The following is a 25,026-nucleotide window of genomic DNA, read 5'->3' as shown; positions in this document are numbered from 1 at the left end:
TCCTCTGGTCTTATGCCGAAGGTTATCGTCTTGTCGATCAAGTTCTCCTCCCTCAAAACCTCAAACTGGTCCGGCAGGAGCTTAAGCCTGAACTCGCCAAAATCAACAAACCCATCCTCAGTAAGAGTCCCCTCAAGAAAATTCATTGGAGGCGAACCAATAAACCCAGCCACGAAAGTATTAGCAGGCTTATGATAAACCTCCTCCGGAGAACCAACCTGCTGCAACTGGCCGGCATTAATAACCGCAATCCTGTCACCCATCGTCATAGCCTCAACCTGATCGTGAGTCACGTAAACCGTAGTAACCCCAAGCTGCCTCTGAAGCCTCTTCAACTCAGCCCGCATCCTCACTCTAAGCTTAGCATCCAAATTACTCAAAGGCTCATCCATAAGAAAAACCCTCGGCTTCCGCACGATTGCCCTACCAAGAGCAACACGCTGCCTCTGACCACCACTCAACTCCCTCGGCTTCCTGTTGAGGAGCTCACTCAAACCAAGCATCTCCGCAACTTCCCTAACACGCTTATCAACCTCACTCTTAGGAACCTTCCTGAGCTTGAGTGGAAAAGCAATGTTGTCGTAAACACTCATGTGCGGGTAGAGGGCATAGCTCTGAAAGACCATTGCAACATCCCTGTCCCGCGGCGGGACGAAGACATCTTTCTCAGGATCCGCCACAAGCCTATCCCCAATGTAAATCCTGCCTTTCGTCGGCTCTTCTAAGCCCGCAATCATCCTCAGCGTTGTTGTTTTCCCACAACCGCTCGGCCCGAGCAGAATCATGAATTCTCTGTCCTTAACATGAAGGTTCATGTCCTTGACTGCTGTAAAACCCCCAAATACCTTCCAAACATTAATGAGCTGAACCTCTGCCATAAGACTCACCTCAAAGGAACATTAACCTAATCTTGGTTGTTTCATAATCCTCAAGGACTGCGAACATGCCACCAATCTTCACAACTCCCTTTTCCGTTTCCAAATCGAAGTTGTCTATGCCCTCTTCCAGGGCCACCGTATACCCCACGACCCTCCCTTCCAGTTCTTCAATCTCGCCCGTTGAGAGGTTTCTGGCCACTACCTTGGCGTAGATAACACCGTCGTTAACGTGGCGCTTGATCAGATCAACGGCGTGAAAGGTCGTGAAGAACCTGATGTCGTTGGGGTTCTTTATTCCCTCAAGGATCAGCTCGGATTCCTTAAAGGCTTCTCTGATGAATCCATACTGGGAGAATATTATCTCAGGATAGGTCGCCTTGAAGCTCGGGGGGTTTCTGGGATGGAAGCCTATGTTCTGAATGTCTATGACCTCCCTGCCGTCGAACATCCCCACAAAGTGGTTGAGCCGATGGAACTTCCTGACGTAGAGGTTGCCTAATTTGGCTAAATCGGATAGATCAACGCTCTCACCGGTGTAGAGGGAGACCGTTACACCCCTTTTGAGCTCGTCTTTTATGCTCTCTTCAAGCTTTTCTAAAAACTTCTCTGGGGCAATGAGTATGACCTCATATGATGAGTTCTTCATAGATTCGATGACCATCTCCAGCGCCGAGTCGAGATCCTTGGCACGCCATATCCCGGGCTTCTCCTCTGAACCTGTCTTAGCGTGCTTGAGCTCCTTTTCGAGCTCCTCTCTGATGGTGTCCACGTCCTTCTTGAACTTCAGGAACGCGACCCTGGGAGAATACGCGACGTAAACCTTTGGTGAGCTGTCAATCTCGCTCACGAAGCCCCTTGCGTTTAGGGATGCGATAGTGTCGTAGACTCTGTTGTAGGGCACTCCGCTCCTCTCGGAGATTTCCTTTGCCGTGCTCGGTCCGTAAACGAGAAGCGTCCAGTAAACGAGAACTTCATACTTCGTGAAGCCGAGCTTGGTCATCATCGTCATTACCCTGTGGCTAACCTCCATGTCGATCCCTCCCTGAAAGTGGTGTGAGAACGTCTAAATACCTTTCTAAGTGGGTCGTTATCAGGAAATTGCTCCTGACGCGGTTTTGGGCCAGCTCTCCCATCCCCTTGGCAACTCCGGGGTGTCTTAGGAGATAAAGGGTTTTCTCCACGGCATCATCGACGTCATCCACAAGAAAACCAGTTTTTCCATCGATAACCTGAAACTTGATTCCCCCTACCCTCCTGCCAACGACGGGCTTCTTTTTCCACATGGCTTCCGTAACCGAGAGTCCAAAGCCCTCCCTCGTTGACATCTGTAGGATCACATCGCTCGCCCTCTGGAAGGCGTTGACCTCCCTCGCGTGAACGCCAACGAGGTTTGTAAGAACCTTGACGTTGTAGTCCTCTCCTATCTTCCTGAGTGCCCTTTCGAAGTAAACCCATCCCTCCGGATCATCCCCTGCCATGACCCCCACCAGGAGAAGCTGAACTCCGGGGAGCTTTCTTTTAATCCTCCTGTACACCTCTATAACGTCGAATATTCCCTTCCATGGGTCAAAGCGTGACACCTGAGTGAGAATTGGCCTTTCTGGATCAATGTCGAACCGTCCAAGTGTTTTCTCAATTTCCCTTTCGCTAAGCTCTATGTTCTTCTCACTGAGCGGGTCTATAGAGGGGGGCATTATCACCGTTTTCAACGGGTCGAGTTCCTTCCTGACGTATTCTGGCAGGTGGAAGACGTACCTGTCGTACTTCACAACGAAGTTGCTTAAGAAACGCCAGAACTCGATGTTTGGATCGCTTAGATCAACGTGGCATCTCCACAGCCATGGTTGTGACTTCTTTCCAAACCCTATCAGCGCCGCGGGCTGGGGGTCGTGAATTACAACTTGGTCGAAGTAGTCGGGGAGGTCCTTCGAATTCTCCTTATTCACCTTAAGGTATATACTCTTCATATCCTCCGTGAGTCTTAGAGCTTTGTTTCCCTGGAGTGCATTGTGGAAGGCTTTTGTTATATTGAAGAACTCATCGGATCCTTCAATAACCCACCACTCCGCCCGTATACCAACGTCCTTCATGAGGGGCACGAGGTTTGTCAGTATCTCCGCCACACCGCCGCCTGATGGAGTTGAGTTCACGTGACCAATGACCTCCCCAGAGAGGCTTTCCCCTTTTTCTCTAATTCGTGAGATGGCCTCTTCACCTGTGATGTCGGAGTACTGTGAGAGGCTTTTTTTGGGAAGTCCCTTGACGCGGATCATCTCTGGTCCTCCATATACTTTTAGTAAACAACAATTCGATGTTACCTTGAACTTTTTAATATAAAAATCTTTTGAAGGTATTTGGTGCTTTTTGTTAGATATTATGCAAGCTTTAAAGGCTATATTTTGATAGACTTTCCAATAAATCAGGCTAATTTTTGTCATAATAAAATACAGATTTCCGAAAGGTATATATACACTAAAAGTATACACACTGATGACAGCCCAAGCGAGGTGTGCTTGCATGAAGACCTACGCGAAACAGCTTGCTTTCGTTTTGGGTGTGATTCTGTTAGCTTCCTTTGTGTCGGGTTGCATATCAGGGGGGACAACGACTTCGAGCTCCTCCGCACCGTCCAGTTCCAGTGCCCCCTCCACCACAACCCAGAGCCAGAGCACGAGTTCTACCATGACCCATAGCACAAGCCAGAAACCCGTTGAGGTCGTTATCTATGGGCAGTGGGGTGGCGTTGAGGGACAGAACTTCCAAAACGCCCTCAAGACCTACGAGAAGGAGCATCCTAACGTGAAGATCAAGTACGTCATACAGTCAAAACTAAGGGATGCGGTTCTCACAGAGCTTGCCACAGGTTCCCCGAGCTTTGACATTGCGATCCTGCCGTGGCCTGCTCTAATCAAAGAATTAGGGCAGAAAAACCAGCTTGAGCCAATGAACTCTGTGGTCGACGCGTACAAGGGCGACATCATGGAGAACCTCTTGGAGCCGGTAAAGGTCGGTGACACCTACTATGCCGTCCCAATAAAGGCGTGGGCAAAGCCAGGTATATGGTATAACGTTCACGACTTCGAAAAATACAATCTCACGCCTCCAAAGACCTTAGATGATCTCAAGGCAGACTGCAAGGTATTTGAACAGCACGGCATACAGCCGATGGCGAGCGGAGCAGCCGACAAGTGGCCTCTGAGCGATATCTTTGAGGCCGTTCTGATAAGGATTGGAGGCCCCAAGCTCCACAACGACCTTATGCTGCACAAGGTCAAGTGGACAGACCCACAGGTGCTTGAAGCCTTCAAGGTGCTCCACGACCTCCTCAAGGAAGGTTGCTACGGCGATCCGAAAGTCGCCATAGGTGAGAAATGGGAAGTCCAGGTTACGCGCCTCGGCAAGGGAGAGGTCGCGATGTACTTCATGGGCAACTGGATAAACCTGATGCTCCAGAACCAGGGCTTTAAGCCCGGAACCGACTACGACCTGATTCCCTTCCCAGTAATAAACTCCAGCGCCCAGTTCGCCATCGTTGCTGGTGGAGACTGGGTTATCATTCCAAAGGGCGCCCCACACAAGGAGGCGGCATTTGAGCTCGCCAAGTGGCTTGCCGGGCCTGAGTACCAGAAGATTATGGTGGAGCAGAAGGGCTACCTTGCACCCAACCTCAAAGTCCCGAAGAGCGCTTATGACGCTGTTGATGCCAAGATAGTGGACATGATGGCGAAGTACCCGGTTGTCCCTGATCTGGACGACAACGCGCCTTCCGGATTCCAGCCGATCATATGGAACGAGCTCTTCAAGCTCTGGGCCAACCCCGATGACTACCAGAAGATAGCCCAAGAGCTTGAGCAGTACGCTGAGCAGTACTACAAGTCCTAAATGAGGTGAAGTAGATGGGCGGGGTGAGGAGCTGGACGAGCAGGGACTTTTTCATACTGATGACCCCCGCTTTTGTCTTCCTTTTGATTTTCATAATCTACCCCATCCTGACGACCTTTTACTTAGGGTTCACCCGGTGGGACGGGTTTACACACCCCCAGTTCATTGGACTCAAGAATTACCAGATGATGATGCACGATCCCCTCTTCTGGACATCAGTCAAGAACAACATGTTCATCTTTGTGATATTCCTTCCACTTGTGACACTGCTCGGCCTTGGCTTTGCGGTTCTCCTTCACAATAGGGAGGTTGCGGGAAGAAACATCCTTAGAGGGCTTGTGATGCTCGGCATGGTCATGCCCCTTACCGTTGTTGGCATCGTCTGGATGCTCCTTCTTGATCCAAACGCAGGGGTTGTTAATCACCTCCTCAGCTTAGTTGGGATCAGTCCGCGGGCATGGATTCAAGATCCCAGCACCGCCATCTACTTCGTTATACTCGGTTCCCTCTGGGCCTGGCAGGGCTTTTCCACGACGGTCTTTCTTGCTGGATTGGAGGGCCTTGACGTTGATATCCTCGAGGCCTCTATCATAGATGGGGCAAACCCGTGGCAGCGCTTCCGCTACGTGATCCTCCCCTTGTTAAGGCCAGCCCTTGTCGTTGTGGTAACAATGAGTTCTATCTACATCCTTAAGGTCTTTGACCTCGTTTACATTCTGTCCGGCGGGGAATCGGTGCCAATGTATCTGTCCGTGTTGGCGTACATGGTTTACTACGAGATATTCAGAATGTTCAGGTGGGGTTACGCAGCTGCAATAGCAACCCTTCTGACGGTTGCCGTGTTTGTGTTTTCCATCGGCATGTTAAAGAGGATGATAAGTGAGAGGGGGGCTGGATCATGAAGGTCAGCAGAAGGTATAAAATCACCATAAACGCTGTGGCATGGCTTATCGGTGTAATCCTCTTCATCCCTCTATTAGGCCTTTTTATGGTGTCTATAAGGCCATTCAGCGAAATAGTCAGCGGATGGTGGAATTTTAGCAATGCCCATTTTATCCTTACGAATTACATGACCGTTTGGCATGCTGGATTCTGGAAGAACATAATCAACTCGATTCTGATAGCGAGCGTTGCAACGGTACTCCCGATCCTCGTTGCAGGGATGGCAGCTTATGCCTTCACATCATTCAGCTTTCCGATAAAGACCCTCCTGTTCCTGATGCTCGTTGCAATTCAGGTGGTGCCCCAGCAGGCGGTAATAGTCCCCCTGCTGAAGCTCTTTAGGGACCTCCACCTCTACAACCAGTATTACGGCATAATCCTCGTTCATACGGCGTTTGCGCTTCCATGGACTATATTCTTCCTCCGCAACTTCTTTATGTCAATACCCAAGGACTACGAGGAAGCCGCGAGGATAGATGGGTTGAGTGACGTTGGGATCTTCTTCAGGATAATCCTCCCCATAGCGCTGCCTGCCGTCATCAGCGTTGCGGTTGTCCAGTTCATCTTCGTCTGGCAGGATCTATTCTTTGCCTTGACCCTCCTGCGTCCGGAGAAATGGCCTGTCTCGGCGGGGGTTACTAAGTTTATAAGCCGTTACAACCCGAATTGGGGCCAGCTGAGCGCCGCTGGGATCCTTGCTATAATCGTGCCCATCACGGTATATATCCTGCTCCAGAAGTACTACATGAAGGGTGTCTCCGGGGGCATTAAGGGGTGACTATGGGGGGGAGGAAGATGGATTTTGTCTTAGGGATCAACTACTGGCCGAGAAGGAAGGCTATGTACTGGTGGAAGGCCTTTGACGCAAATGAGGTCATGGAGGAGTTCTCGCTTATCAAGGAGCTAAACCTCGATGTTGTCCGCGTTTTCCTTCTCTGGGAAGACTTTCAGCCCAAACCAGATGTGATCAATGGGAGCTCCCTCAGACACCTTGAGACAGTGCTGGACATCGCTGGGGAGCTGGGACTCGGTATTATGCCCACTTTCTTCATCGGCCACATGAGCGGGATAAACTGGCTACCAGAGTGGGCTCTCTCAGATGAACCTCATGAGAGGTTTCTAACCTACTCCAACGGTCGGCTAACAGATAGAGGCCCTAAAAACATCTACGAAGAACCTGAACTGCTGGAGGCAGAAAAGCTTCTCTTGGAAGCCGTCTCCTCGGAGTTTGACGATCATCCAGCGATATACGCATGGGACATCTCCAACGAGATCGACAACGTGAGGATACCGAGAACCCCCGAAGTTGGGAGGAATTGGCTGAGGTTCGTCTACACGACCCTAAAGGAAAACTCCTCAAAGCCAATAACCTTTGGAATTCACCAGGAGGACATACATGAGGACAAGAACTTCCACGTTCAGGATGTTGCAGCGTTCAATGATTTCCTCTGCATGCATGCGTATTCCGTCTACACGGACTTTACGGATCCCCTTGATCCCTACTTTGTTCCATTCGCATGCGCTCTGACCAAGGCTCTTGGGGGAAAAGACGTTCTCTTGGAGGAGTTCGGACTACCAACCACCCCTGGGAGAACCAAGAGGATAACCTCCGCCACTGGAAAGCACATGACCGAGCACTACCTGATCAACGAGAGAACAGCGGCGGAATGGCTCGAACAGACCCTCGCCTGTTTATACGAGGTAGGGGCTCTTGGAGCCTTCTACTGGAACTTCTCGGACTACGACGAGAGTCTCTGGAATAAGCCCCCCTTCGACAGGGCCGTCCATGAGAGGTATTTTGGGTTGGTGAGAAGCGACGGGAGCCTGAAGCCAACGGCATTTGTTATTAAGAACTTCAAGGACATCTACCCCAAGCTCAGGAGAAGAAACGTTGAGTTGCGCGTGCCCCCAGATTACTATGATAACCCAAGGGAAAACCTCATATCTCTGTACTTTGACTTCAAAAAGGAGTGTGAGCCCCATGATAACCTCCCTTGGCGAAGTCCTCATAGACTTCATAGCCCTCCAGGAGGGAAGGCTGAAGGACGTGAGGAGCTTTGAGAAGCACCCCGGAGGTGCACCGGCCAACGTCGCCGTCGGACTCGCGAGGCTCGGCGTCGAGAGCGCCCTGATAAGCAAGGTCGGCGAAGACCCTTTCGGCGACTTCCTCCTTGAGAGACTGAGGAAAGAGGGCGTTAAGACCTTCATCCCAAGGGATAGAGAAAAGCACACGGGAATAGTCTTCGTTCAGCTCATAGGGGCAAAACCTGAGTTTATCCTCTATGATGGAGTTGCATACTTCAACTTGAGGAGAGAAGACGTTGACGCCAAAGCCCTTGAAGGCTCTGAGCTACTCCACTTCGGCTCGGTTCTCTTTGCCAGAGAACCCTCGCGCTCCACAGTGTTTGATCTCTTGAGTGAACTCAAGGGAAAGCTCCCCCTCAGCTACGACGTCAACATAAGGCCCGATCTCTGGCGCGGAAGGGAGGGGGAAATGCTCAGGGACATCGAGCTGGCGCTTAAGCTTGCGGACATCGTTAAGCTCGGGGATGGAGAGCTGGCCTACCTTGAGGGGAAGGGGATAGACCTTGAGAGCTTCGACTTCAAACTCGTGGCAATAACGAGAGGTGCAGAGGGAAGTGAGCTGAGGGGCGGAGGAATTAGAGTCCACGTCCCTGCATATAAAGTGGAGCCGGTTGACACCACCGGCGCTGGAGACGCCTTCATGTCCGCTTTGTTAGCTGGACTGCACTACTCGGGCCTTTTAGCGAGTGGAGAGCTTGGGAGAGAAGGGCTGGAAACCATCGGGCGCTTCGCGAACCTCGTCGCTTCCCTCTCAACGACTAAAAGAGGAGCCTGGAGCGTCCCGGGGATTGAGGAAATCCGGGAAAGGGATGAGGTTCTCGCCCTCTACCACCTCTCAAGGAGGTAGTCCTTCTCCTCAAGGAAGATCTTTGCCCTCTCCTCTATCAGTTTTTCCGCCTCAAGGGTGCTCATGTCCATGGTTCTCTTCACGAAGTCGGCAGTTTTCGCGAAGTAGAGCGGGACGAGCGGTTCCGCTTCGCCAAGCACTCCGTCCCTGTAGGCCACCGCCCCTTCGTAGAGGACGTGGCTCCAGAGCCTGTTGTCGAACTCGAAGGTTTTGAGGGCCTTTCTAACCCCCTCAAGGGTTTCAGATGAGAGTGCCCTCCTAAGCACTTCCTCGTACTCGGCGAAGAGCTCCTTGGCTTTCTTTTCGAGCAGTTCGAGGGTGACCTTCACCGGCTCGGGTTCGCCCTTCTCAAGCTCCCCGAAGACGGGAACCTCTTCAATTGCCCTTACACCTTTCCAGGCCTCTTCATACCTCTCCATCAGCATGAAGAGCGTCCCGACGACCTGGTTGAACATTGGGCCGAGGGATGCCGCTGGGTCCTTGGGGTCGTGTATCTTCATCCCTAAGGCCGCTTGGATGACTCTAAAGCCCCTTGCGAGTGCCGTTGTGGTCAGGAAGATGTCCACGCCGAAGCGAGCGACGTGGGTCTTCCAGACCTCTTCGTCCTCAAGGTAAACCTCCATGAGCTTCCTGCTCACCCCGAAGTCCCCGCCAATCGGCTGTCTCACGTTCTCCCCGTAGAGCGAGGCCGTCATGGGGTAGGCTATATTGTTGGTTATCGTGCCGTCCCACTTGTGCCTTATGTAGAGTGGCGCCACGAAGTGGTAGCCCTCTCCAATCGGTTTGGCGAGGCGGTGTATCCACTCCGGAGTTATGCTCCTCAAATCGCTGTCAACGAAGACTATCGCATCCGCTTCTCTCCCAAGGGCAAACTCCATAAGCTCTTTCATCGCGCTTCCCTTTCCGGGTATCGGCCACCTGTAAACGAAGCTGTGGACCTCAACTCCTTGGGGAACAGGCGTCTTGAGAACAGCATCCCTCGTCCCGTCGGTGCTCCCGCCATCGGCGTTCACAACTATTCCGCCACCGAAGTACTTTTTGAGCCCCTCGGCGGCCTGCTTGACGACGAAGGAGATCGTTTCCGCGTTGTTGTAGCTCGGAATCCCAACGACGACATTCACGTGACCACCTCCAAGATACAACCATCTAAAGTGGTTTATTTTTGAAAAGGGTTATATAGTTTTTCGTTGCAACCCCTCTGGGGATGCCCATGGAGCTGAAGGTTGGAGTGGTGGGCTGTGGCAACATCTTCAACCTGGCCCACAGGAACGCCCTCAGGGCCATGGAAGGGGTCAGGGTAGTTGCCTGCATGGACGTTATCGGGGAAAGGGCCGATGAAGGGGCCAGGGCCTTCAAAGCTAGGGCCTTTACTAACCTCGACGAGTTCCTCGACCTCGACACCGATGTCGTGGAGGTTTTAACCCCCACCTACACCCATGCTGAGATAGCGGTCAAGGCCCTGAAAGCGGGAAAGCACGTTATCGTGGAAAAGCCGATAGCACTGACCGTTGAGGAAGGGCAAAGGATGATAAGAACGGCCGAGAAAGAGGATCTCCACCTTCTCGTCGGCCACGTGAGGCGCTTCGACAAGAGATGGGTTCAGATGAAGGAAATAATAAGAAAGCGCAACATCCTCCCGATGCACATAAGGAAGAGCGAGGTTCAGTACCTGCCGTTTCCAGCCGACTACTGGTACTGGGACGAGGGCAGGAGCGGCGGCGTTGCCGTTGACCTCGGGGTTCACGTCACCGACTTCCTGAGGTGGTTCTTCGGGAGCGAGCCTGTGAGCGTTTACGCCGTCGGAAAAGCCATACGCGAGGAAGCGAGGGCCAACGGAACCTTCGACCACTTCGTGATGATGATTTCCTTTGAGGGAGAGAAGACGGGAATAGCCGAGGTGAGCTGGGCCTACCCGTATCCGGCCCGTTACGGCGTCTTCTACCATCAGGTTGACGTAATGGGCAAAAACGGGAGGATACGCTACACCCCGCTCGACACGCCGGTTGTAGGCGTCGCAAAAGCAAACTTCGAGATGCCCCGCTTTTCACCGCTCCTATCGACCTTTCCGGATGCGTTCGAGAGGGAGCTCAGGCACTTCTTCAACGTCATAAAGGGGAGGGAAGAACCACTAATCACTGCCGAAGACGCTCTGATAGCGCTGAAGATTGCTGAAAAGGCAAAGGAGAGCGCCCGGAGTGGGGAGGTGGTTGAGGTATGAGGAAGCTCAACTTTGGAATAATCAGCTACGCCCACCCGCATGCACTTCGCTTCGCTTCCCAGATAGCTGGAGGAAAGAACACCAAGCTGGTCGCGGTTTCTGGAGACGGCTCCAACACGGACGTTGCCCGGGCTGAAGCGAGGAAGTACGGGGCGCGCTTCTACGAGAGCTACGAGGAGCTTTTGAGGGACGAGAACGTTGAGGCGGTTTACATAGCCATCGAAACCTACAGGCACAGGGAAGTCGCCGTCAGAGCGGCGGAGGAGGGCAAGCACATCCTCCTTGAGAAGCCGATAGCCCTCAACCTTAAGGACGCCGACGAGGTCATAAAGAGCGCGAAGAAAGCCGGCGTAAAGCTCATGCTCCCCTTCAACCCGCGCTTCACAGATCCGCTCAGGAAGGCAAAGGAGATGCTTGATACTGGTGAGATAGGGGTTCTTGAGTACGTAAATGCGATCTCCGAGAACGTAAAGCCGCCGATATTCCTCCAGGGCCTCGACATGAGCTGGTTCCTGGACGAGAGAAAGTCTGGCGGCGGTGGCTTCATGGACACCGCTCCGCACGGCGTTGACTCCCTCCTCTGGCTGACCGGAGACGTTCCCAAGAAGGTCTACGCCGACATAGGGGCGAAGATATACGGCTTCCCCGTTGATGACATCGGAACAGCGGTTCTTGAGTTCAGGAAGGGCGTCCTTGCCGTTCTCACAGCGGGCTGGGGAAATCCAAAGGGCTATTCTTACGGTGTGGAGATGAAGTACTACCTCGTCGGGAGCGAGGGCTTCTTGGATGTTAGAACCGCCTACCCGGACTTCACGGTCTATCAGGAGAGGGCTGAGAAAGTTTACTGGGACAGGCCCGACGTGAGGGGAATCGTCGAGTCCTTTGCAAGGGCAGTCCTCAGGGATGAGGAAGTCCCCATCAGCGGTGAGCTCGCCAAGAAGAACCTGGCCATAGTCCTCGCCGCCTACGAGTCATCCAGGAAAGGAAAGCCGGTTAAACTCGACCTCTGACTAAACTTTTACTTTTTTGTAATACAACCACTTGAAGTGGTTCTAAACGCAAGACTTATATACCCCCACCGCTTAAATCCACTGAAGACTAACCTGTACATGGCAGTACCAAGGTGATGGAGAATGAAGAAGTTTTGGGGTCTGTTGTTGATAGGCCTTATGGCCTTTGCAGTCGTGGCGAGCGGCTGCATTGGTGGGGGAGGAACATCGAGCAGCTCCAGCTCAAGTAGTAGCTCGGCGAGCAGCTCAAGCAGCAGCTCAAGCACCACACAGGAGAAGGTAACGCTGAACTTCCTCTCGACCCAGCTCAACCCGCCTGAAGAGAGGGCCTTCGTGAAGGATCAGTTGCTCAAGGGCTTTACATCGGAGACCGGCATAAAGGTCAACTTCGTCCCGATTTCGTACAGCGACATGGTGACGAGGCTTGAAGGCGAAGAGAAGACCGGAAAGGTTACCATCGATGTCATAGGCGACCTCCACGGCGGCATGGACTACATGTCCTCTAAGGGCTGGCTGATGGATCTGAGCAACATGCCCAAGCTCCAGGGCAGGACGTTCATAAGCACCTTCGAGAAGTACTCCGTCATAAACGGGAAGAAGGTCTACGTGCCCTGGATGAGCGCCACCTACGTGATGGTCGTCAACAAGGAGGCCTTCAACTACCTGCCTGAGGGCCTCACCAAGGAAGACGTTATGAAGGGAACCGACAAGTGGACCTACGATGCCCTCCTCGCGTGGGCCAAGAAGCTTAAGGAAGCCAAGGGACAGCCCGAGCTCGGCTTCCCGGCCGGGCCAAAGGGACTCTTCGTGAGGTTCCTCCACGGCTACCTCTACCCGAGCTTCACAGGCTACCAGGCCAAGGAGTTCGACAGCCAGGATGCCATCCAGATGTGGAACTACCTTAAGAACCTCTGGCAGTACGTGAACCCGTCGAGCACGACCTGGGATGCCATGTCTGACCCGCTCCTCAAGGGCGAAGTCCTCATCGCCTGGGACCACACCGCGAGGATCAAGGACGCGATTGAGACAAAGCCCGACCAGTTCGTCGTTGTTCCGGTTCCGAGGGGGCCGAAGGGAAGGGGCTTCATAGTGGTTTTGGCGGGCCTCGCGATACCGAAGGGCGCGCCTCACCCCGACCAGGCCTGGAAGCTTATTGACTACCTGACCAAACCGGACACTCAGATAAAGGTTCTCCAGAAGGTCGGGTTCTTCCCGACCGTTAAGGAAGCGAGCGGAAAGCTTCCTGAGGGGCCGCTCAAGATACTCGCCGAGGGCGTTACGGCCCAGTCGAGCACTTCCGATGCCCTCGTGGCGATGATACCCAACCTCGGGGACAAGGGCGGACAGTTCAAGCAGTACTACATCGAGGCCTTCCAGAGGATAGTCCTCAACGGCGAGGATCCGGCGAAGGTCACCAAGGAAATCAAGCCGAAGCTCGTCGGCCTCTTCCAGCAGGTCGGCATTGAAGTTCCGTGATAAGGAGGAGAGCCGATGGAGAGGAAGTCTCTCCTTCCTTACCTTTTAATTTTGCCGGCGTTTGCGTACCTGCTCTTCTTCGTTGGGTATCCCCTTCTTCAGGCCCTTTATCTGGCCTTCACCCAGAACGGAGCGTTTTCGCTCGATACCGTCAGGAGGACGATCAACGATTACTACTTCTGGAGTGCCTTCAAGGATACCCTCGCCTTTGCTGCCGTTATAATCCCCATACAGCTCTTCCTGGCCATTGTATTCGCCCTCCTTCTGAACAAGGCATTTAAAGGCAAGGACCTTGCAATATACGCCCTCGTTATACCCCTGACAATAAGCGACGTCGCCGGAGGTCTCATATGGTACTCAATGCTCTCCCCCTACGGCTTCGTTAACAAAGTCCTCATGAACATCGGGCTGATCTCTCATCCTGTATACTTCTTCGGCTACCAGTTCAGAAACAGGGAGTTCCTCGCCATAGTCATGGCTGAGGTCTGGAGGGCGACCTCGATAGTCTTTATCATAATCTTAGCTGGCCTCCAGATGATAAGCAAGGAGTACATAGAGGCGGCCGAGGTCTTCGGGGCGAGCTACTGGACGAGGCTTAGGAGGATAGTCTTTCCGATGCTCAAGCCCAGCATACAGAGTGCCCTCATAATAAGGACGCTCTTCGCGATGCAGATCTTCGGTGTCGTCTGGATTTTAGCGGGCAGAGACCTTCCGGTTCTGGCAGGAGAGGGCTTCTACCAGCTGACGGTCATCAAGGACTACGGCGTGGCATCGATCTACGCACTGATCATAGCTGGCCTCTCGATACTCTTCGGGGCGGTCTACGTTAAGTTCCTGAAGGCGGAGTACCTGGAGGTGATGAGATGAAGGACGAGACGGTCTACACCCTCAAGAAGATAGGCTTCTACACGGTGATATTCACCGCCGTCGCCTGGATACTCATCCCGATAATCGTCTCGTTCCTCTACGGCTTCACGAGCAAGGCCGACTACTACGATCCTCACATGGTAATCCCCCACCACTACACGACCGAGTACGTCAGGGTAATCCTCTTCACCCTCGGGGCCTGGGACGGCATAAAGAACAGCACTATCGTCGCCACGCTCACGATAATCATAAGCTTCATCCTCGGCATTCCGGCGGGCTACTCCATAGCGAAGTTCGTGTTTCCGGGTAAGGATACGATAAAGCTCTCCATAATAGCCCTCAGGATGTTTCCAATCCCTGTCATGGCCATACCGCTCATAATCCTTTACATCCGGCTCCACTTGGCGGACACGCTCCTCGGCGTTGCGCTGGCGCACACTGCGATGGCCCTGCCCTTCGTTGTCCTGATAACCTCAAGCATATTCTCGGGCGTCTCAAAGGAGTACGAGGAAGCCGCGATGGTCTTTGGGTTAACGAGGCTCGGCTCTTTCCTAAAGATAACCCTCCCGCTGGCCCTGCCAGGACTTGCAGCCGCCGCTATGTTCACCTTCGTCATGAGCTGGAACGAGGTGTTCGTTGCTTCAGTCTTAACTCTGACCCACAGGACGCTGCCGGCCCAGATACTCTCAATAATGGCCGGCTCCAGCGGTGGTGCTGCACCGGACTACTACAAGTTCGCGGCCGCGTTCATAATGACCCTGCCGGCGATGCTGTTCATCTTCTTCGCAAGGAAGTATCTCGTGACGATGTGGGGTATAACACTCAAGTGAGGTGTTTGTATGGTTGAAGTTAAGCTTGAAAACGTCACTAAAAGGTTTGGAAATTTCGAGGCCGTTAAGGGTCTGAACCTTAACGTCAAAAACGGGGAGTTCCTCGTCCTCCTCGGGCCGAGCGGGTGCGGAAAAACCACAACGCTGAGGATGATCTCCGGATTGGAGACGCCGACTGAGGGGAAGATCTACTTCGGGGAAAGAGACGTCACCTACCTGCCCCCAAAGGACAGGAACATCTCGATGGTCTTCCAGAGCTATGCAGTATGGCCCCACATGACGGTTTACGAGAACATCGCCTTCCCGCTGAGGGTGAAGAAGTACCCGAAGGACGAGATAGAGAAGCGCGTCAGGTGGGCGGCTGAGCTACTCCAGATAGAGGGCCTCCTCGACCGCTACCCCGGACAGCTCTCCGGCGGTCAGAGGCAGCGCGTTGCCGTTGCGAGGGCAATAGTTGTCGAGCCCGACGTTTTGCTCATGGACGAGCCGCTGAGCAACCTCGATGCAAAGCTCCGCGTAATGATGCGCGCTGAACTAAAGAAGCTCCAGACGAAGCTGAAGGTAACGACGATATACGTCACCCACGACCAGGTCGAGGCAATGACTATGGGCGACCAGATAGCGGTCATGAACCAGGGCAGGCTCCTCCAGGTCGGGCCGCCGACTGAGGTCTACCTCAAGCCCAACTCCCTCTTTGTAGCGACTTTCATAGGCGCCCCTGAGATGAACATAGTTGATGCAACAGTGGTCGAGAAGGAAGACGGCCCCTACCTCGAAGGGAGCGGCTTCAGCCTCAAGCTTCCCGAGGACTTCAAGGGGCTCCTCAAAGACTACATGGGGAAGGAGGTTTACCTCGGCATAAGGCCGGAGCACATGACGGTCAAGGGCGTCTCGACCCTCGAACACGTCAGCAAGAGCGCCGAGATGGAGGGTGTTGTAGACTTCGTCGAGGCCCTCGGGACGGACACTATAATCCACGTCAAGGTGGGCGACAACCTCATCAAGGTGAAGCTCCCAGGTCATATACCGCTCCCGGTTGGGGACAAGATTAAAATAGAGGTTGATCTCGACAACATTCACGTCTTTGACAAGAAGACCGAGAAAGCGGTAATCTGAGGAGTGCCTATGGAGGAGAGGGAGGTTAGGGCCCGGCTGAAGGAGCTCGGACTGAACGAGTACGAGGTTAGGGCATACCTTACCCTTTTGAAGAACGGTCCCCTAACAGCTGGAGAACTGGCGACGTTCTCCAAGGTGCCCCAGCCGAGGATATACGACGTCGTGAGGACGCTAATGGCGAAGGGCTTCATCACGACAACGGCGGGCAGGCCGATGAGGGTCATACCCCTCAGTCCGGAGAAGGTCGTCGAGGCCATCAGGAGGCGCTACAACGAGAGGCTTGAGGAGCTCAAGGGCGAGCTTGAGAGGCTCTACACACCACACAGGGAGATAGGAAGCGTAACGGTGATAAAGAGCCGTATAGCCTTTGAGGAGCACCTTGAGGAGGCCATAGAGAACGCGAGGTATCACCTGAGCATAGCCCTTCCCATCGACCTTCTCGGGAAGGTGGGGGAGGAGCTGAGGAAAAAGAAGGTCGAGAAGGCCGTCGTCCACCTCTTCGTCTACGGCTCCGGGGAAGTGCCCCCGGTGGCGAACGAGATACGCGCCCGCGAAGTTCCCGACCCAATAATCGTCATCCAGGACCGGGAGACCGGCATTTACCTCCCCTACGAGGCCCTCGGCTCAGGGAGTTCGCTCCACGGCTACGGTCTGATAATAAGGGACAACCACCTCCTCTTCATGCTCGACCGCTACTTCTACCACGCCCTCTGGCCGACGGGGAAGGTCGTTTACAGGGAGGAGCGGAAGCTTGAGTTGCCCAAGGAGTACGTCCACATCCGCGACCTCGTTGATGACATCAGGGACTTCGGCCTGAAGGGTGCGAGGGTCGAGGTCTTCGGGAAGTTCACCCGTTCAAAGGTTCCCGTCCACATAAAGGGCAGGGTAGTGGACTTCTTCGAGAGCGAGGGGAGGGTCATCTCGAACATAACGGTCGAGACCGACGAGGGGCAGAGGTACGTGATAGGAGGCTGGAACGCGTCCCTTGAGGACGTTGAGGCCGAGAGGATAATTCTCTTGGGCTGAGGTGTTTTGATGGGCGCCAAGGAACTTGCACTCACGATAATGGATGAGGCCATAAGGGGCGCCAACCCCTACACCGCCGTCAAGAAGAACTTAAAAGCCGAAAACGGAAAACTCGTGGTTTCCGCGGAGGAGTTCGAGGTTAATGGCAGGGTTTACCTCCTCGCCTTCGGAAAGGCGGCGTGCGCCATGGCAAGGGCTGTCCTTGAGCTCCTCCCTGTGGAGGAGGGCCTTATAGCGACGAAGTACGGCTACGCGGAGAACTGCCCTATAATGCAGGGGATCAAGGTTATCGAGGCCGGGCATCCTGTTCCGGATGAAAACTCCCTTTTAGCCGGAAAGCTCGGCCTTGAGCTGGCGGAGAAAGTCGGGGAAGAGGATATCCTCCTCGTCCTCATCTCGGGAGGCGGTTCCGCCCTCTTCCTCCTCCCGGAGGACGGGATAAGCCTTGGGGACAAAATAAGGACGAACGAACTCCTCCTTAAGAGTGGCGCGAGGATATACGAGATAAACACGGTGAGAAAGCACATCTCAAAGGTCAAGGGCGGAAAGCTCGCAAAGCGCGCTAAAGGGATGGTGATAAGCTTAATCCTCTCCGATGTGGTCGGAGACAGGCTTGAGGCTATAGCTTCCGGCCCAACGGTTAAAGACCCCACGACATTCCAAGACACCTACAGGATTCTGAAGCTCTACAACGTCTGGGAGAAGCTGCCCGAGAGCGTTAAGAAACACATCGAGCGCGGTCTGAGGGGAGAGGCTGAGGAGACGCTGAAGGAGGACTTACCTAACGTCCACAACTTCATCGTCGGGAGCGGTAGGATTGCCTGCGAGAGGGCTAAGAAGAAGGCGGAGGAGCTGGGATACAACGCGGTTATTCTCACGACGACGCTTGAGGGGGAAGCGCGTGAGGTGGCGCTCGTAATAGGCTCAATCGTTCAGGAGGTCTCTAAGTACGACAGGCCCGTGAGAAAGCCGGCAGTTCTGATTGCCGGAGGCGAGTGGACTGTGACGATAACTGGAGGGGCAGGTCTCGGAGGGCCGAACCAAGAGCTTGCGCTCAGCGTGGCGAGGAAGATAGTGGGCCTCAACGCCGTTGTTTTAGCTGTGGACACAGACGGAACCGACGGGCCGACCGATGCCGCTGGCGGAATAGTTGACGGAGAAACCCTTGAAAGACTGAAAGAAGCTGGAATCGACGTCGAGGAAGTCCTCAAAAGGCACGACGCCTACAGGGCGCTTGAAAAGGTTGGGGCCCTCCTCAGGACGGGACCGACGGGGACGAACGTTAACTCGCTCGTCATCGCGGTCGCCCTCAGTACGCCCTCAAAGGGTCGTTAGCGGTTCTAGGTCGGGCTTGATCAGTTAAGCCCTTAAACCCCTTTCCCAAATCCCCCCGGTGGTTGTAATGAGGCCGAGGCTCTTCATCACAAGGGAGATCCCTGCGAAGGGGCTTGAACTCCTCAGGGAGCATTTTAGAGTGGAGGTCTGGCCTGAAAAAAGGGAGATACCCCGCGATCTCCTCCTTAAAAAGGTTAAAGATGCGGACGCGCTCGTGACCATGCTGAGCGAACGGATAGATGGTGAGGTCTTCGACACTGCCCCGAGGCTGAGGATAGTTGCTAACTACGCCGTCGGTTACGACAACATAGACGTCAGAGAGGCCACGAGGAGGGGGATCTACGTTACAAACACGCCCGATGTTCTAACCGACGCCACGGCAGACTTTGCCTGGGCCCTTCTCCTCGCCACCGCCAGGAGACTTATAGAGGGCGATAGCTTTGTCCGCTCCGGCGAGTGGAAGAAGCAAGGCGTCGCCTGGCACCCGCTCATGCTGCTCGGCCACGACGTCTACGGGAAGACCGTTGGGGTAGTAGGCTTCGGCAGAATCGGACAGGCGATAGCAAGGCGCGCTAAAGGTTTCGGCATGAGGATACTCTACAACGCACGCACGAGGAAGCTAAAGGCTGAAAAAGAGATCGGGGCTGAATTCAGGCCGCTGGATGAGCTACTTATGGAGAGCGACTTCGTGGTCTTAGCTGTTCCGCTCACGAAGGAGACCCACCATATGATAAACGAGGAGAGGCTTAAGCTCATGAAGCCGACCGCGGTACTTGTCAATATAGCCCGCGGGAAGGTGGTTGACACTGAGGCACTGGTGAGGGCCCTGAGGGATGGCTGGATAGCTGGGGCCGGCTTAGACGTCTTCGAGGAGGAGCCCTACTACAACGAGGATCTCTTTGGGCTCAAAAACGTGGTTTTGGCACCCCACATAGGGAGCGCGAGTTACGGGGCCCGGGAGGGCATGGCCGAGCTGGTGGCGAGGAACCTCATATCCTTCAAGGTGGGGAAGGTTCCGCCCACACTCGTGAACAGGGAGGTTCTTGAAGTCAGAAAACCTGGCTTTTGATGGGATCCGGCGGGGAGCTGAAATGAGATGCCTCGTGGTCGGGCACGTTACCAGGGACGTAATAAGGAAAGGCTCGAAGGTTGAGGAGAGACTGGGCGGCGGCGCGTACTACTCTGCCCTCGCCCTCACAAGGTTCTGCACCGTTGAGATTCTGACGAGCTTCTCCTCCCTGCCTGAGGAGTGGATGGGGGAGCTGAAAAGGGTGGGGAAGCTTAGGGTTGTCCAATCGGACTCAACAACGACCTACGAGCTGACCTACACTTCCCCCTCCGAGAGAACCCTGAGGCTCCTCGAAAGGGCCGGGGAGATAGGTTCGCTCCCCGCGGAGAAGTACGAGCTGATAATCATCAACCCCGTCGCCAACGAAGTGCCTCCACATCTGGTGGGCGAGGCGCTGAAGAGGGGTAAGCTCGTTGCGGTTGATGCCCAGGGCTTTCTCAGGACCTTCAAGAACGGTGAGATTGAGCTGACGGAGCTCAATGCGTCCTTTCTGAGGGGCATTGGAGTTTTGCACGCGGAGAAGGGGGAACTGAAGCAGTTGAGGGGCTTTTCCCCCGGGGATGTTGAGTCCTTCTTAATCACGGACGGCCCAAACCCGGGGATTGCCCACCACCGCGGAAGGGCCTACCGCTTCTATCCGGTGAAGGTTGAGGTCGAGGAGTCAACCGGGGCGGGGGATGTTTTCCTCGCGTCCTTCTCCGGGTTCTACCTCCAGTGCCCCTTCATCCAGTCCCTTAGGAGGGCGCTGGCCTTCACGGCGCTCTTCCTTGAGAGGCGCTCCATCGACTTCCCGATGGAAGATGTAGGCAGGCTGTCGCTTGAGGCGAAGGTTGAGCATATAAAGGGTTGAGGGTAAGATAGAGTGACCGATGATGAAATGTCAGCACGTTGAACGCTGATGAAGAGGGACTTCCCGAGGTGGTGTGAATGAACAGGTACGTTCTGCTCGTCAAGGCCCCCAGGGGTAAAGACGTCTCCGCCTTCCGCGAGAGAGTAAAGGAGCTGGCCGAGAGCGAGGGCCTCAAGGCCGAGCTTCACCGGTGCATAGGCCTCACGGTCGATGGGGTGGTAATCCACGACAACGGCGTCGTCCTCATAAAGCGCAGAAACGAGCCCTTCAAGGGGAGATACGCCCTCCCAGGGGGCTTCGTTGAGTACGGTGAGACCGTTGAGGAGGCACTTAGGAGGGAGATGAAGGAAGAGACCGGCCTCGACGTTATCCCCCTAAAGCTCGTTGGCGTCTATTCGAGGCCGGACAGGGACCCGAGGGGGCACACGGTCACGGTTGCATTCCTCTGCATCGGGGAGGGCCGGCTGAAGGCTGGGGATGATGCAAAAGAAGTCCACGTTGTTCCGGTGGATGAGGCGTTGAGGATGGAGCTGGCCTTCGACCACTCCGAGATACTGAGGGACGCCCTCGGGGTGGGAAGATGAAGGTCGAATACCCGGGCTTTGGGAGGATAGCAATTAACGGTGAGACCTACGAGCACGACGTGGTGATTTATCCGAGCGGGAAAGTCGAGGAGAGGAAGAAGTGGATAAGCAAGAGAAAGCACGGAACCAGCCACAGGCTCGATCCCGAGGAGCTGAGGGAATACCTGAAGGAGGACTTCGATGTTTTAGTCGTTGGAAAGGGCTTTTACGGTTACCTCTCCCTACTGCCCGAGAGCAGGGAGCTCGTGAGAGGGAAAGACGTCATAGAGCTTCCAACTGGAAAAGCCGTGGAGAAGTTCAACGAACTGAGGGGGAGGAAGAGGGTTCTCGCGGTGTTTCACGTGACGTGCTGAATACCCTAAGCGGGCCCCGGAGGAGAACGTCATCTTTCCTGACTCCTCGGAATCTCGTCGCCCTGGGGTAGGATCGCAAGCTCCCTGCCCTCGACGATCATCTGGGCCACCTTCTTCCTGGCGGAGCTGAGGGCCCTCCAGACGGTGCCCCTTGATACTCCCATCCTCTTCCCGGCCTCCTCCTGGGTCAGCCCCTCGTAATCGACCAGCCTCAGCGCCTCAAACTCCTCGTACGTCATCAGGATAGGAGGCCTCGGCTGTCCGAGGGGCGGCAGTGCAGGGTAGAAGCGTCTAACCTCCGGGATGAAGCCTATCCTCCTCATCTTCCTTTTCCTGCCCCTTCCGCGGCCCCAGCCCTGTCCCATCGGCATGGCTATCAGAAGTCCTAAGGCGGCCCGCTTTATAGCCTTTCCGCCCTTCGAGTAACCGTTATAACCCTGGAGGTCAAGTTAAGCCGGTGGGGAAGATGGCGTTTAGGGTCTCCGAGAGAAAGATAGGCTGGCACAAGGATTTCGACAGCTCGCACTTCTTGGCTTTACCCTACGAGAGCAAGTGCCTCAGGATTCACGGCCACACCTACAACGTGGACGTTGAGATATGGGGCGAGCTCAACGAGAACGGCATGATATTCGACTTCAACCACCTCAGCAACCTCGTGAAGCTCCTCGACCACAGAATTCTCGTCAGCGAGGAGTGGGTCGTTGGGATAAAAGACGGAAAGCTTGTGATCGAGAAGAACGGGAAGAGAATAGAGCTCCCGGAAAACGAGGCGGTAGTCCTCGACAAACCAAACGTCACCGCTGAATACATAGCCGAATGGTTCGCAGGGAGGATAGCCGGGAAAGCGGGGGAGAACGTGAGAAAGATAAGGGTCAAGATCTGGGAGGATCCGAGGAGCTACGCAGAGGTGACGCTTGAGCGTTAGCATCTCTTCCTTTCTGGCGCGCTTATCCCGCACTTTTCCCTCAATTCCTTAAGGCTTTCCTCTACCCCCTGGAGGAGCTCGTCGTAGTAGTCGGAATCGAACCTCTTCGATGCTTCTTCGGTTAGGTCCCTTATGACCGTTAGATAGGCGTTGGCACTTTCGCAGTCCTCTTTCTCGGCTATGGCCGGTACCATCGTCACGAGGTAGCCTATGAAGGAGGAGAGCAATCTTTCCCAGTCCCTTTCAAATCCGTTCTCGTTGAGCCAGCCCTTCAGGGTTATGAAGACCTTCACCGCGGGCTTGACAACGGAGTATTCATTGAAGCGCCTGTGGAGTATCAGCAGGTACTGGAGGAGCGAGATCAAAAGCTGGCCAACGGCCTTCTTTCCCACGCTTTCCTCCGAAAACTTCTGGAACTCCCTGAGTCCCCTTCCCCCGCTCTCCCAGAATGCCCTGAGCAGCTTCGGGTAAGGGGGCGAGAACTGACCGAAGTCAACTTCCTCAAGCTCGAGTATCTCAGGAAGAACCGCCTTTATGAGCTTTTTCTCCATCCGACCACCCAAAGGGTTAAATTCCGGGACGCTTATTAGCCTTTAGGTGGTCTCAATGAGGTTTTCAAGGGGGAGGAACTTTCTCTTCCGCGTCCCAGAGGGCAGGGAGCTTTTAGGGTTCATAAACGACTTCGCTGAGGAGCACAATGTCCTGATAGGGAGCGTTTTCGGGATAGGGAGTTTAAGGAACCCTAAGATCGGCTACTTTGATGAGAAAGCCGGTGAGTACCGGGTCAACGAACTGAGTGGCCTCTACGAACTCGTTTCCCTGAGCGGGAACATAAGCCTGAGGGACGGAAAACCCTTTGCACACATCCACGTCGCCCTCGGCGGGCCTGACGGCGGGCTCTACGGTGGGCATCTCGTTGAGGGAGAGGTCTTCGTTGCCGAGCTCTTCATCCAGGAGCTCCTGGGAGAGCCCTTGGAGAGGAAGCCACAGGAGAACGGCTTAGCGCTGTGGGACGCGGAGGGCTGAGCTGTCCCCGCTGTTTCCAAACAGAATAAAAGATGGTCTACGGAATCAGAACACCGAGTTGAGCCTCCCGCCATCTACTGGAATCATTGCACCGTTTATGTAGCTCCCAAGCTCGCTCGCGAGGAAGGCGACGAGGTAGCCTATCTCTTCCGGCTCGCCGAGACGGCCGAGAGGTATCGGCTTCGCGTACTCCTGAAGGGCCTCCTCAACCGTCTTCCCCTCCCTTTTTGCCCTGTCCTTCGCCAGCCCTATCATCCTGTCCGTCCTTATTATGCCCGGCATTATGCCATTGACGGTTATTCCCTTTGAACCAAGCTCCTTCGCCAGAGTCCTCACGAGGCCGGCCATCGAAATTCTAACCACGTTGCTGAGGGCTATGTTGGGTATAGGCTCCTTTATGGCAACGCTCGTGGAGTAGACTATCCTGCCGAAGCCCTTCCGTTCCATGGCCGGAACGAGGGCCTTCGTCAGGTAAACCGCTGGATAGAGGAGGAGCTTTACGGCATTTTCCCAGTCCTCCATGCCCATCTCCATGAAGTAGCCCGGCTTTGGCCCGCCGGTGGAGAAGAAAAAGATATCCGGCTCGCCTATGTTTTCGAGTTCTCTTACGGTTCTCTCAAGGTCTTCACGCTTAGTCAGGTCGGCGACAATGTAGCTAACCCCCACGTCACTCTCGGCCTTTATCCTCTCCCTCGCCTTCCTCAGGTTCTCCTCGCTCCGCGAGAGGAGTATCACATCTGCCCCAGCCTTCGCTAATACCCTTGCCACTCCAAATCCTATGCCCTTGCTTGAGGCGGTTGTGAGGGCCAGCTCCCCGGAGAGGTCTATCCCTATCACGATGACCACCTGAAAAAAAGTTGTATCGGGGGGTAAAAACGTTTACCCTTTTGAAGGCCCGCCCTTCAGTGGAAAGAGACCGTTGCACGCGCAAGCAAACTTTGCGGGGCGTTTTCAGTTATTCCTGTTAAAGTATCCTCGGGAGCAAACGTCGGTGAAGTTGCAGTCTTCGGCGGATCTTTTAAAGACTTAGCGTTCTGAAAAAGTACGCTCGATTGAGAATCTGTTGTGGTGGGCCCGGGGGGCTTCGAACCCCCGACCACGCGGTTATGAGCCGCGCGCTCTGACCAGGCTGAGCTACGGGCCCTCCAGCTGGCGCCGCCGCCCGGATTCGAACCGGGGACCGCCGGATTAACAGTCCGGCGCTCTACCAACTAAGCTACGGCGGCACGACCCAATGTAGGAATACGGGGTGAATTTATAAATCTTGCGGTGATACGTCATGGGGGCTCGTTGAAATGGGGACGGCTTCAAAGACGGAAACCCTCTGGAGCTACTTCAGGCCCTCCCTGCTGCTGGTGGCCGCTTACCTGTACTGGACTGCATACAGTCTTCTTTACCCCCTAATCGGGAGGTGGGCCCTGAACTACACCGACCTGCTGTTGAGGCTCCCCGGGACGTCGAGAACCTTCGTCCTGTCCCTCCTGACGTGGACCGAAGCTCATCACCTCATCTACAGGCTCATGGATGCCCTTTACGCCGCAGGCTTCACCTGGGTGCTCATGGGGACCTTTCTCTACCTCCTCTACAGGGACCGGAACGCCGCCGGGAGGGTAGCTGAGGAGTACCTCCTCGGGTTCCTGAGCCTCAGCTTTATCTTTGCCCTCGCCTACGTCCTCCCCCCTCACATGGTCTACCCCGGCCTTCCAA

At 54.7% G+C, this 25,026-nt stretch carries 27 protein-coding genes, 2 tRNA genes and 1 pseudogene; 20 read left to right on the top strand and 10 right to left on the bottom strand.

Features of this window, described 5'->3' with window-relative positions; all coding sequences use genetic code 11:
- The 4 genes from MVB78_RS03730 to MVB78_RS03715 all read right to left on the bottom strand — a co-directional run.
- A partial coding sequence (locus tag MVB78_RS03730; RefSeq protein ID WP_297487983.1) for an ABC transporter ATP-binding protein occupies window positions 1-878 on the bottom strand: 878 nt, incomplete at its 3' end.
- 10 nt (window positions 879-888) lie between these two features.
- Window positions 889-1,908, bottom strand: coding sequence for a TrmB family transcriptional regulator (locus tag MVB78_RS03725; RefSeq protein WP_297487980.1), 1,020 nt, complete (start codon window positions 1,906-1,908; stop codon window positions 889-891).
- A complete protein-coding gene (locus MVB78_RS03720; protein ID WP_297488000.1) occupies window positions 1,898-3,151 on the bottom strand; it encodes a glycosyltransferase in 1,254 nt (417 codons plus the stop codon). The genes MVB78_RS03725 and MVB78_RS03720 overlap by 11 nt, the downstream gene beginning before the upstream one ends.
- Window positions 3,152-3,403: 252 nt before the next feature.
- Window positions 3,404-3,562, bottom strand: a complete 159-nt coding sequence (locus MVB78_RS03715) for a hypothetical protein (RefSeq protein ID WP_297487977.1) — start codon at window positions 3,560-3,562, stop codon at window positions 3,404-3,406.
- Here MVB78_RS03715 and MVB78_RS03710 point away from each other — a divergent pair.
- Genes MVB78_RS03710 through MVB78_RS03690 form a run of 5 tightly spaced genes read left to right on the top strand, consistent with a single transcriptional unit; the run spans window position 3,561 to window position 8,634 of the window.
- Complete coding sequence (locus tag MVB78_RS03710; protein WP_297487974.1) at window positions 3,561-4,760, top strand: ABC transporter substrate-binding protein; 1,200 nt, start codon at window positions 3,561-3,563, stop codon at window positions 4,758-4,760. The genes MVB78_RS03715 and MVB78_RS03710 overlap by 2 nt on opposite strands.
- Before the next feature lie 14 nt (window positions 4,761-4,774).
- Entirely contained in the window at window positions 4,775-5,662 is an 888-nt protein-coding gene (locus MVB78_RS03705) for a carbohydrate ABC transporter permease (RefSeq protein WP_297487971.1), read from the top strand.
- On the top strand, window positions 5,659-6,480 hold the full coding sequence (locus tag MVB78_RS03700) for a carbohydrate ABC transporter permease (protein ID WP_297487968.1): 822 nt from the start codon (window positions 5,659-5,661) through the stop codon (window positions 6,478-6,480). Before MVB78_RS03705 ends, MVB78_RS03700 begins: the two co-directional genes overlap by 4 nt.
- Before the next feature lie 2 nt (window positions 6,481-6,482).
- Window positions 6,483-7,763 carry a beta-galactosidase gene (locus tag MVB78_RS03695; RefSeq protein ID WP_297487965.1) on the top strand — a complete coding sequence of 427 codons (1,281 nt, stop codon included), beginning with the start codon at window positions 6,483-6,485 and terminating at the stop codon, window positions 7,761-7,763.
- On the top strand, window positions 7,684-8,634 hold the full coding sequence (locus MVB78_RS03690) for a carbohydrate kinase (protein WP_297487997.1): 951 nt from the start codon (window positions 7,684-7,686) through the stop codon (window positions 8,632-8,634). Before MVB78_RS03695 ends, MVB78_RS03690 begins: the two co-directional genes overlap by 80 nt.
- Here MVB78_RS03690 and MVB78_RS03685 read toward each other — a convergent pair.
- Window positions 8,613-9,755, bottom strand: a complete 1,143-nt coding sequence (locus MVB78_RS03685) for a glycosyltransferase (RefSeq protein WP_297487962.1) — start codon at window positions 9,753-9,755, stop codon at window positions 8,613-8,615. The two genes, MVB78_RS03690 and MVB78_RS03685, sit on opposite strands and share 22 nt — an antisense overlap.
- 83 nt (window positions 9,756-9,838) lie before the next feature.
- Here MVB78_RS03685 and MVB78_RS03680 point away from each other — a divergent pair, with 83 nt between their 5' ends.
- The 12 genes from MVB78_RS03680 to MVB78_RS03625 all read left to right on the top strand — a co-directional run bounded on the left by MVB78_RS03680 (window position 9,839) and on the right by MVB78_RS03625 (window position 21,368).
- Complete coding sequence (locus MVB78_RS03680) at window positions 9,839-10,852, top strand: Gfo/Idh/MocA family oxidoreductase (protein ID WP_297487959.1); 1,014 nt, start codon at window positions 9,839-9,841, stop codon at window positions 10,850-10,852.
- Window positions 10,849-11,862, top strand: coding sequence for a Gfo/Idh/MocA family oxidoreductase (locus MVB78_RS03675; protein WP_297487956.1), 1,014 nt, complete (start codon window positions 10,849-10,851; stop codon window positions 11,860-11,862). Before MVB78_RS03680 ends, MVB78_RS03675 begins: the two co-directional genes overlap by 4 nt.
- 123 nt (window positions 11,863-11,985) lie before the next feature.
- Window positions 11,986-13,338 (top strand): ABC transporter substrate-binding protein, encoded by a 1,353-nt coding sequence (locus tag MVB78_RS03670; RefSeq protein ID WP_297487953.1) that lies wholly within the window; start codon window positions 11,986-11,988, stop codon window positions 13,336-13,338.
- A gap of 15 nt (window positions 13,339-13,353) precedes the next feature.
- Window positions 13,354-14,205, top strand: coding sequence for a carbohydrate ABC transporter permease (locus MVB78_RS03665; protein WP_297487950.1), 852 nt, complete (start codon window positions 13,354-13,356; stop codon window positions 14,203-14,205).
- A complete protein-coding gene (locus MVB78_RS03660; protein WP_297487947.1) occupies window positions 14,202-15,035 on the top strand; it encodes a carbohydrate ABC transporter permease in 834 nt (277 codons plus the stop codon). The genes MVB78_RS03665 and MVB78_RS03660 overlap by 4 nt, the downstream gene beginning before the upstream one ends.
- Window positions 15,036-15,044: 9 nt before the next feature.
- Window positions 15,045-16,151 carry an ABC transporter ATP-binding protein gene (locus MVB78_RS03655; protein WP_297487945.1) on the top strand — a complete coding sequence of 369 codons (1,107 nt, stop codon included), beginning with the start codon at window positions 15,045-15,047 and terminating at the stop codon, window positions 16,149-16,151.
- Between the two features lie 9 nt (window positions 16,152-16,160).
- Window positions 16,161-17,177, top strand: a complete 1,017-nt coding sequence (locus MVB78_RS03650) for a TrmB family transcriptional regulator (RefSeq protein WP_297487941.1) — start codon at window positions 16,161-16,163, stop codon at window positions 17,175-17,177.
- Window positions 17,178-17,186: 9 nt separating this feature from the next.
- Window positions 17,187-18,512, top strand: coding sequence for a glycerate kinase (locus tag MVB78_RS03645; protein ID WP_297487939.1), 1,326 nt, complete (start codon window positions 17,187-17,189; stop codon window positions 18,510-18,512).
- A gap of 67 nt (window positions 18,513-18,579) precedes the next feature.
- Window positions 18,580-19,581, top strand: a complete 1,002-nt coding sequence (gene gyaR / locus MVB78_RS03640) for a glyoxylate reductase (RefSeq protein WP_297487994.1) — start codon at window positions 18,580-18,582, stop codon at window positions 19,579-19,581.
- Window positions 19,582-19,603: 22 nt separating this feature from the next.
- Window positions 19,604-20,431: a carbohydrate kinase gene (locus MVB78_RS03635; protein ID WP_297487937.1), complete on the top strand. Its 828-nt coding sequence runs from the start codon at window positions 19,604-19,606 to the stop codon at window positions 20,429-20,431.
- A gap of 77 nt (window positions 20,432-20,508) precedes the next feature.
- Window positions 20,509-21,015, top strand: coding sequence for an NUDIX hydrolase (locus tag MVB78_RS03630; RefSeq protein ID WP_297487935.1), 507 nt, complete (start codon window positions 20,509-20,511; stop codon window positions 21,013-21,015).
- Window positions 21,012-21,368 (top strand): Mth938-like domain-containing protein, encoded by a 357-nt coding sequence (locus tag MVB78_RS03625; protein ID WP_297487931.1) that lies wholly within the window; start codon window positions 21,012-21,014, stop codon window positions 21,366-21,368. The genes MVB78_RS03630 and MVB78_RS03625 overlap by 4 nt, the downstream gene beginning before the upstream one ends.
- A gap of 29 nt (window positions 21,369-21,397) precedes the next feature.
- On the opposite strand, the gene MVB78_RS03620 is transcribed toward MVB78_RS03625, so the two are convergent.
- The gene (locus tag MVB78_RS03620; RefSeq protein ID WP_297487927.1) at window positions 21,398-21,739 is read right to left on the bottom strand and encodes a DUF134 domain-containing protein; all 342 of its coding nucleotides are present in this window, start codon (window positions 21,737-21,739) and stop codon (window positions 21,398-21,400) included.
- 95 nt (window positions 21,740-21,834) lie between these two features.
- Here MVB78_RS03620 and MVB78_RS03615 point away from each other — a divergent pair, with 95 nt between their 5' ends.
- Entirely contained in the window at window positions 21,835-22,293 is a 459-nt protein-coding gene (locus tag MVB78_RS03615; RefSeq protein WP_297487991.1) for a 6-carboxytetrahydropterin synthase, read from the top strand.
- On the opposite strand, the gene MVB78_RS03610 is transcribed toward MVB78_RS03615, so the two are convergent.
- Window positions 22,290-22,844, bottom strand: a complete 555-nt coding sequence (locus MVB78_RS03610) for a hypothetical protein (RefSeq protein ID WP_297487923.1) — start codon at window positions 22,842-22,844, stop codon at window positions 22,290-22,292. The genes MVB78_RS03615 and MVB78_RS03610 overlap by 4 nt on opposite strands.
- A gap of 55 nt (window positions 22,845-22,899) precedes the next feature.
- Between MVB78_RS03610 and MVB78_RS03605 the strand changes: the two genes are divergently transcribed.
- Window positions 22,900-23,319: a PPC domain-containing DNA-binding protein gene (locus MVB78_RS03605; protein WP_297487989.1), complete on the top strand. Its 420-nt coding sequence runs from the start codon at window positions 22,900-22,902 to the stop codon at window positions 23,317-23,319.
- Window positions 23,320-23,364: 45 nt separating this feature from the next.
- Here MVB78_RS03605 and MVB78_RS03600 read toward each other — a convergent pair whose 3' ends face one another.
- From MVB78_RS03600 to MVB78_RS03590, 3 genes are all read right to left on the bottom strand, one after another.
- On the bottom strand, window positions 23,365-24,156 hold the full coding sequence (locus MVB78_RS03600; RefSeq protein WP_297487986.1) for an SDR family oxidoreductase: 792 nt from the start codon (window positions 24,154-24,156) through the stop codon (window positions 23,365-23,367).
- A gap of 229 nt (window positions 24,157-24,385) precedes the next feature.
- Window positions 24,386-24,463, bottom strand: a tRNA-Ile gene (locus MVB78_RS03595).
- A 6-nt stretch (window positions 24,464-24,469) separates the two neighbouring features.
- Window positions 24,470-24,545 (bottom strand) — tRNA-Asn (locus tag MVB78_RS03590).
- Window positions 24,546-24,614: 69 nt separating this feature from the next.
- On the opposite strand from MVB78_RS03590, the pseudogene MVB78_RS03585 reads away from it, so the two are divergent.
- Window positions 24,615-25,026: pseudogene (locus tag MVB78_RS03585) on the top strand (hypothetical protein); the annotation flags it as partial.

It is taken from the genome of Thermococcus sp., assembly GCF_026991495.1.
GTDB lineage: Archaea > Methanobacteriota_B > Thermococci > Thermococcales > Thermococcaceae > Thermococcus.
Note: the sequence above shows the minus strand (reverse complement) of the source record. Positions and strands in the feature narration are given on the sequence as shown.

Excerpts from the sequence above, each read along its gene's own strand:
- MVB78_RS03705 (WP_297487971.1), top strand. The coding sequence starts at position 4,775 with ATGGGCGGGGTGAGGAGCTGGACGAGCAGGGACTTTTTCATACTGATG.
- MVB78_RS03650 (WP_297487941.1), top strand. The coding sequence starts at position 16,161 with ATGGAGGAGAGGGAGGTTAGGGCCCGGCTGAAGGAGCTCGGACTGAAC.
- MVB78_RS03660 (WP_297487947.1), top strand. The coding sequence starts at position 14,202 with ATGAAGGACGAGACGGTCTACACCCTCAAGAAGATAGGCTTCTACACG.
- MVB78_RS03645 (WP_297487939.1), top strand. The coding sequence starts at position 17,187 with ATGGGCGCCAAGGAACTTGCACTCACGATAATGGATGAGGCCATAAGG.
- MVB78_RS03680 (WP_297487959.1), top strand. The coding sequence starts at position 9,839 with ATGCCCATGGAGCTGAAGGTTGGAGTGGTGGGCTGTGGCAACATCTTC.
- MVB78_RS03710 (WP_297487974.1), top strand. The coding sequence starts at position 3,561 with ATGACCCATAGCACAAGCCAGAAACCCGTTGAGGTCGTTATCTATGGG.
- MVB78_RS03675 (WP_297487956.1), top strand. The coding sequence starts at position 10,849 with ATGAGGAAGCTCAACTTTGGAATAATCAGCTACGCCCACCCGCATGCA.
- MVB78_RS03630 (WP_297487935.1), top strand. The coding sequence starts at position 20,509 with ATGAACAGGTACGTTCTGCTCGTCAAGGCCCCCAGGGGTAAAGACGTC.
- MVB78_RS03670 (WP_297487953.1), top strand. The coding sequence starts at position 11,986 with ATGAAGAAGTTTTGGGGTCTGTTGTTGATAGGCCTTATGGCCTTTGCA.
- MVB78_RS03695 (WP_297487965.1), top strand. The coding sequence starts at position 6,483 with ATGGGGGGGAGGAAGATGGATTTTGTCTTAGGGATCAACTACTGGCCG.
- MVB78_RS03690 (WP_297487997.1), top strand. The coding sequence starts at position 7,684 with ATGATAACCTCCCTTGGCGAAGTCCTCATAGACTTCATAGCCCTCCAG.
- gyaR (WP_297487994.1), top strand. The coding sequence starts at position 18,580 with ATGAGGCCGAGGCTCTTCATCACAAGGGAGATCCCTGCGAAGGGGCTT.
- MVB78_RS03635 (WP_297487937.1), top strand. The coding sequence starts at position 19,604 with ATGAGATGCCTCGTGGTCGGGCACGTTACCAGGGACGTAATAAGGAAA.
- MVB78_RS03605 (WP_297487989.1), top strand. The coding sequence starts at position 22,900 with ATGAGGTTTTCAAGGGGGAGGAACTTTCTCTTCCGCGTCCCAGAGGGC.
- MVB78_RS03625 (WP_297487931.1), top strand. The coding sequence starts at position 21,012 with ATGAAGGTCGAATACCCGGGCTTTGGGAGGATAGCAATTAACGGTGAG.
- MVB78_RS03655 (WP_297487945.1), top strand. The coding sequence starts at position 15,045 with ATGGTTGAAGTTAAGCTTGAAAACGTCACTAAAAGGTTTGGAAATTTC.
- MVB78_RS03615 (WP_297487991.1), top strand. The coding sequence starts at position 21,835 with ATGGCGTTTAGGGTCTCCGAGAGAAAGATAGGCTGGCACAAGGATTTC.
- MVB78_RS03720 (WP_297488000.1), bottom strand. The coding sequence starts at position 3,151 with ATGATCCGCGTCAAGGGACTTCCCAAAAAAAGCCTCTCACAGTACTCC.
- MVB78_RS03700 (WP_297487968.1), top strand. The coding sequence starts at position 5,659 with ATGAAGGTCAGCAGAAGGTATAAAATCACCATAAACGCTGTGGCATGG.
- MVB78_RS03725 (WP_297487980.1), bottom strand. The coding sequence starts at position 1,908 with ATGGAGGTTAGCCACAGGGTAATGACGATGATGACCAAGCTCGGCTTC.
- MVB78_RS03665 (WP_297487950.1), top strand. The coding sequence starts at position 13,354 with ATGGAGAGGAAGTCTCTCCTTCCTTACCTTTTAATTTTGCCGGCGTTT.
- MVB78_RS03610 (WP_297487923.1), bottom strand. The coding sequence starts at position 22,844 with ATGGAGAAAAAGCTCATAAAGGCGGTTCTTCCTGAGATACTCGAGCTT.
- MVB78_RS03715 (WP_297487977.1), bottom strand. The coding sequence starts at position 3,562 with ATGGTAGAACTCGTGCTCTGGCTCTGGGTTGTGGTGGAGGGGGCACTG.
- MVB78_RS03620 (WP_297487927.1), bottom strand. The coding sequence starts at position 21,739 with ATGCCGATGGGACAGGGCTGGGGCCGCGGAAGGGGCAGGAAAAGGAAG.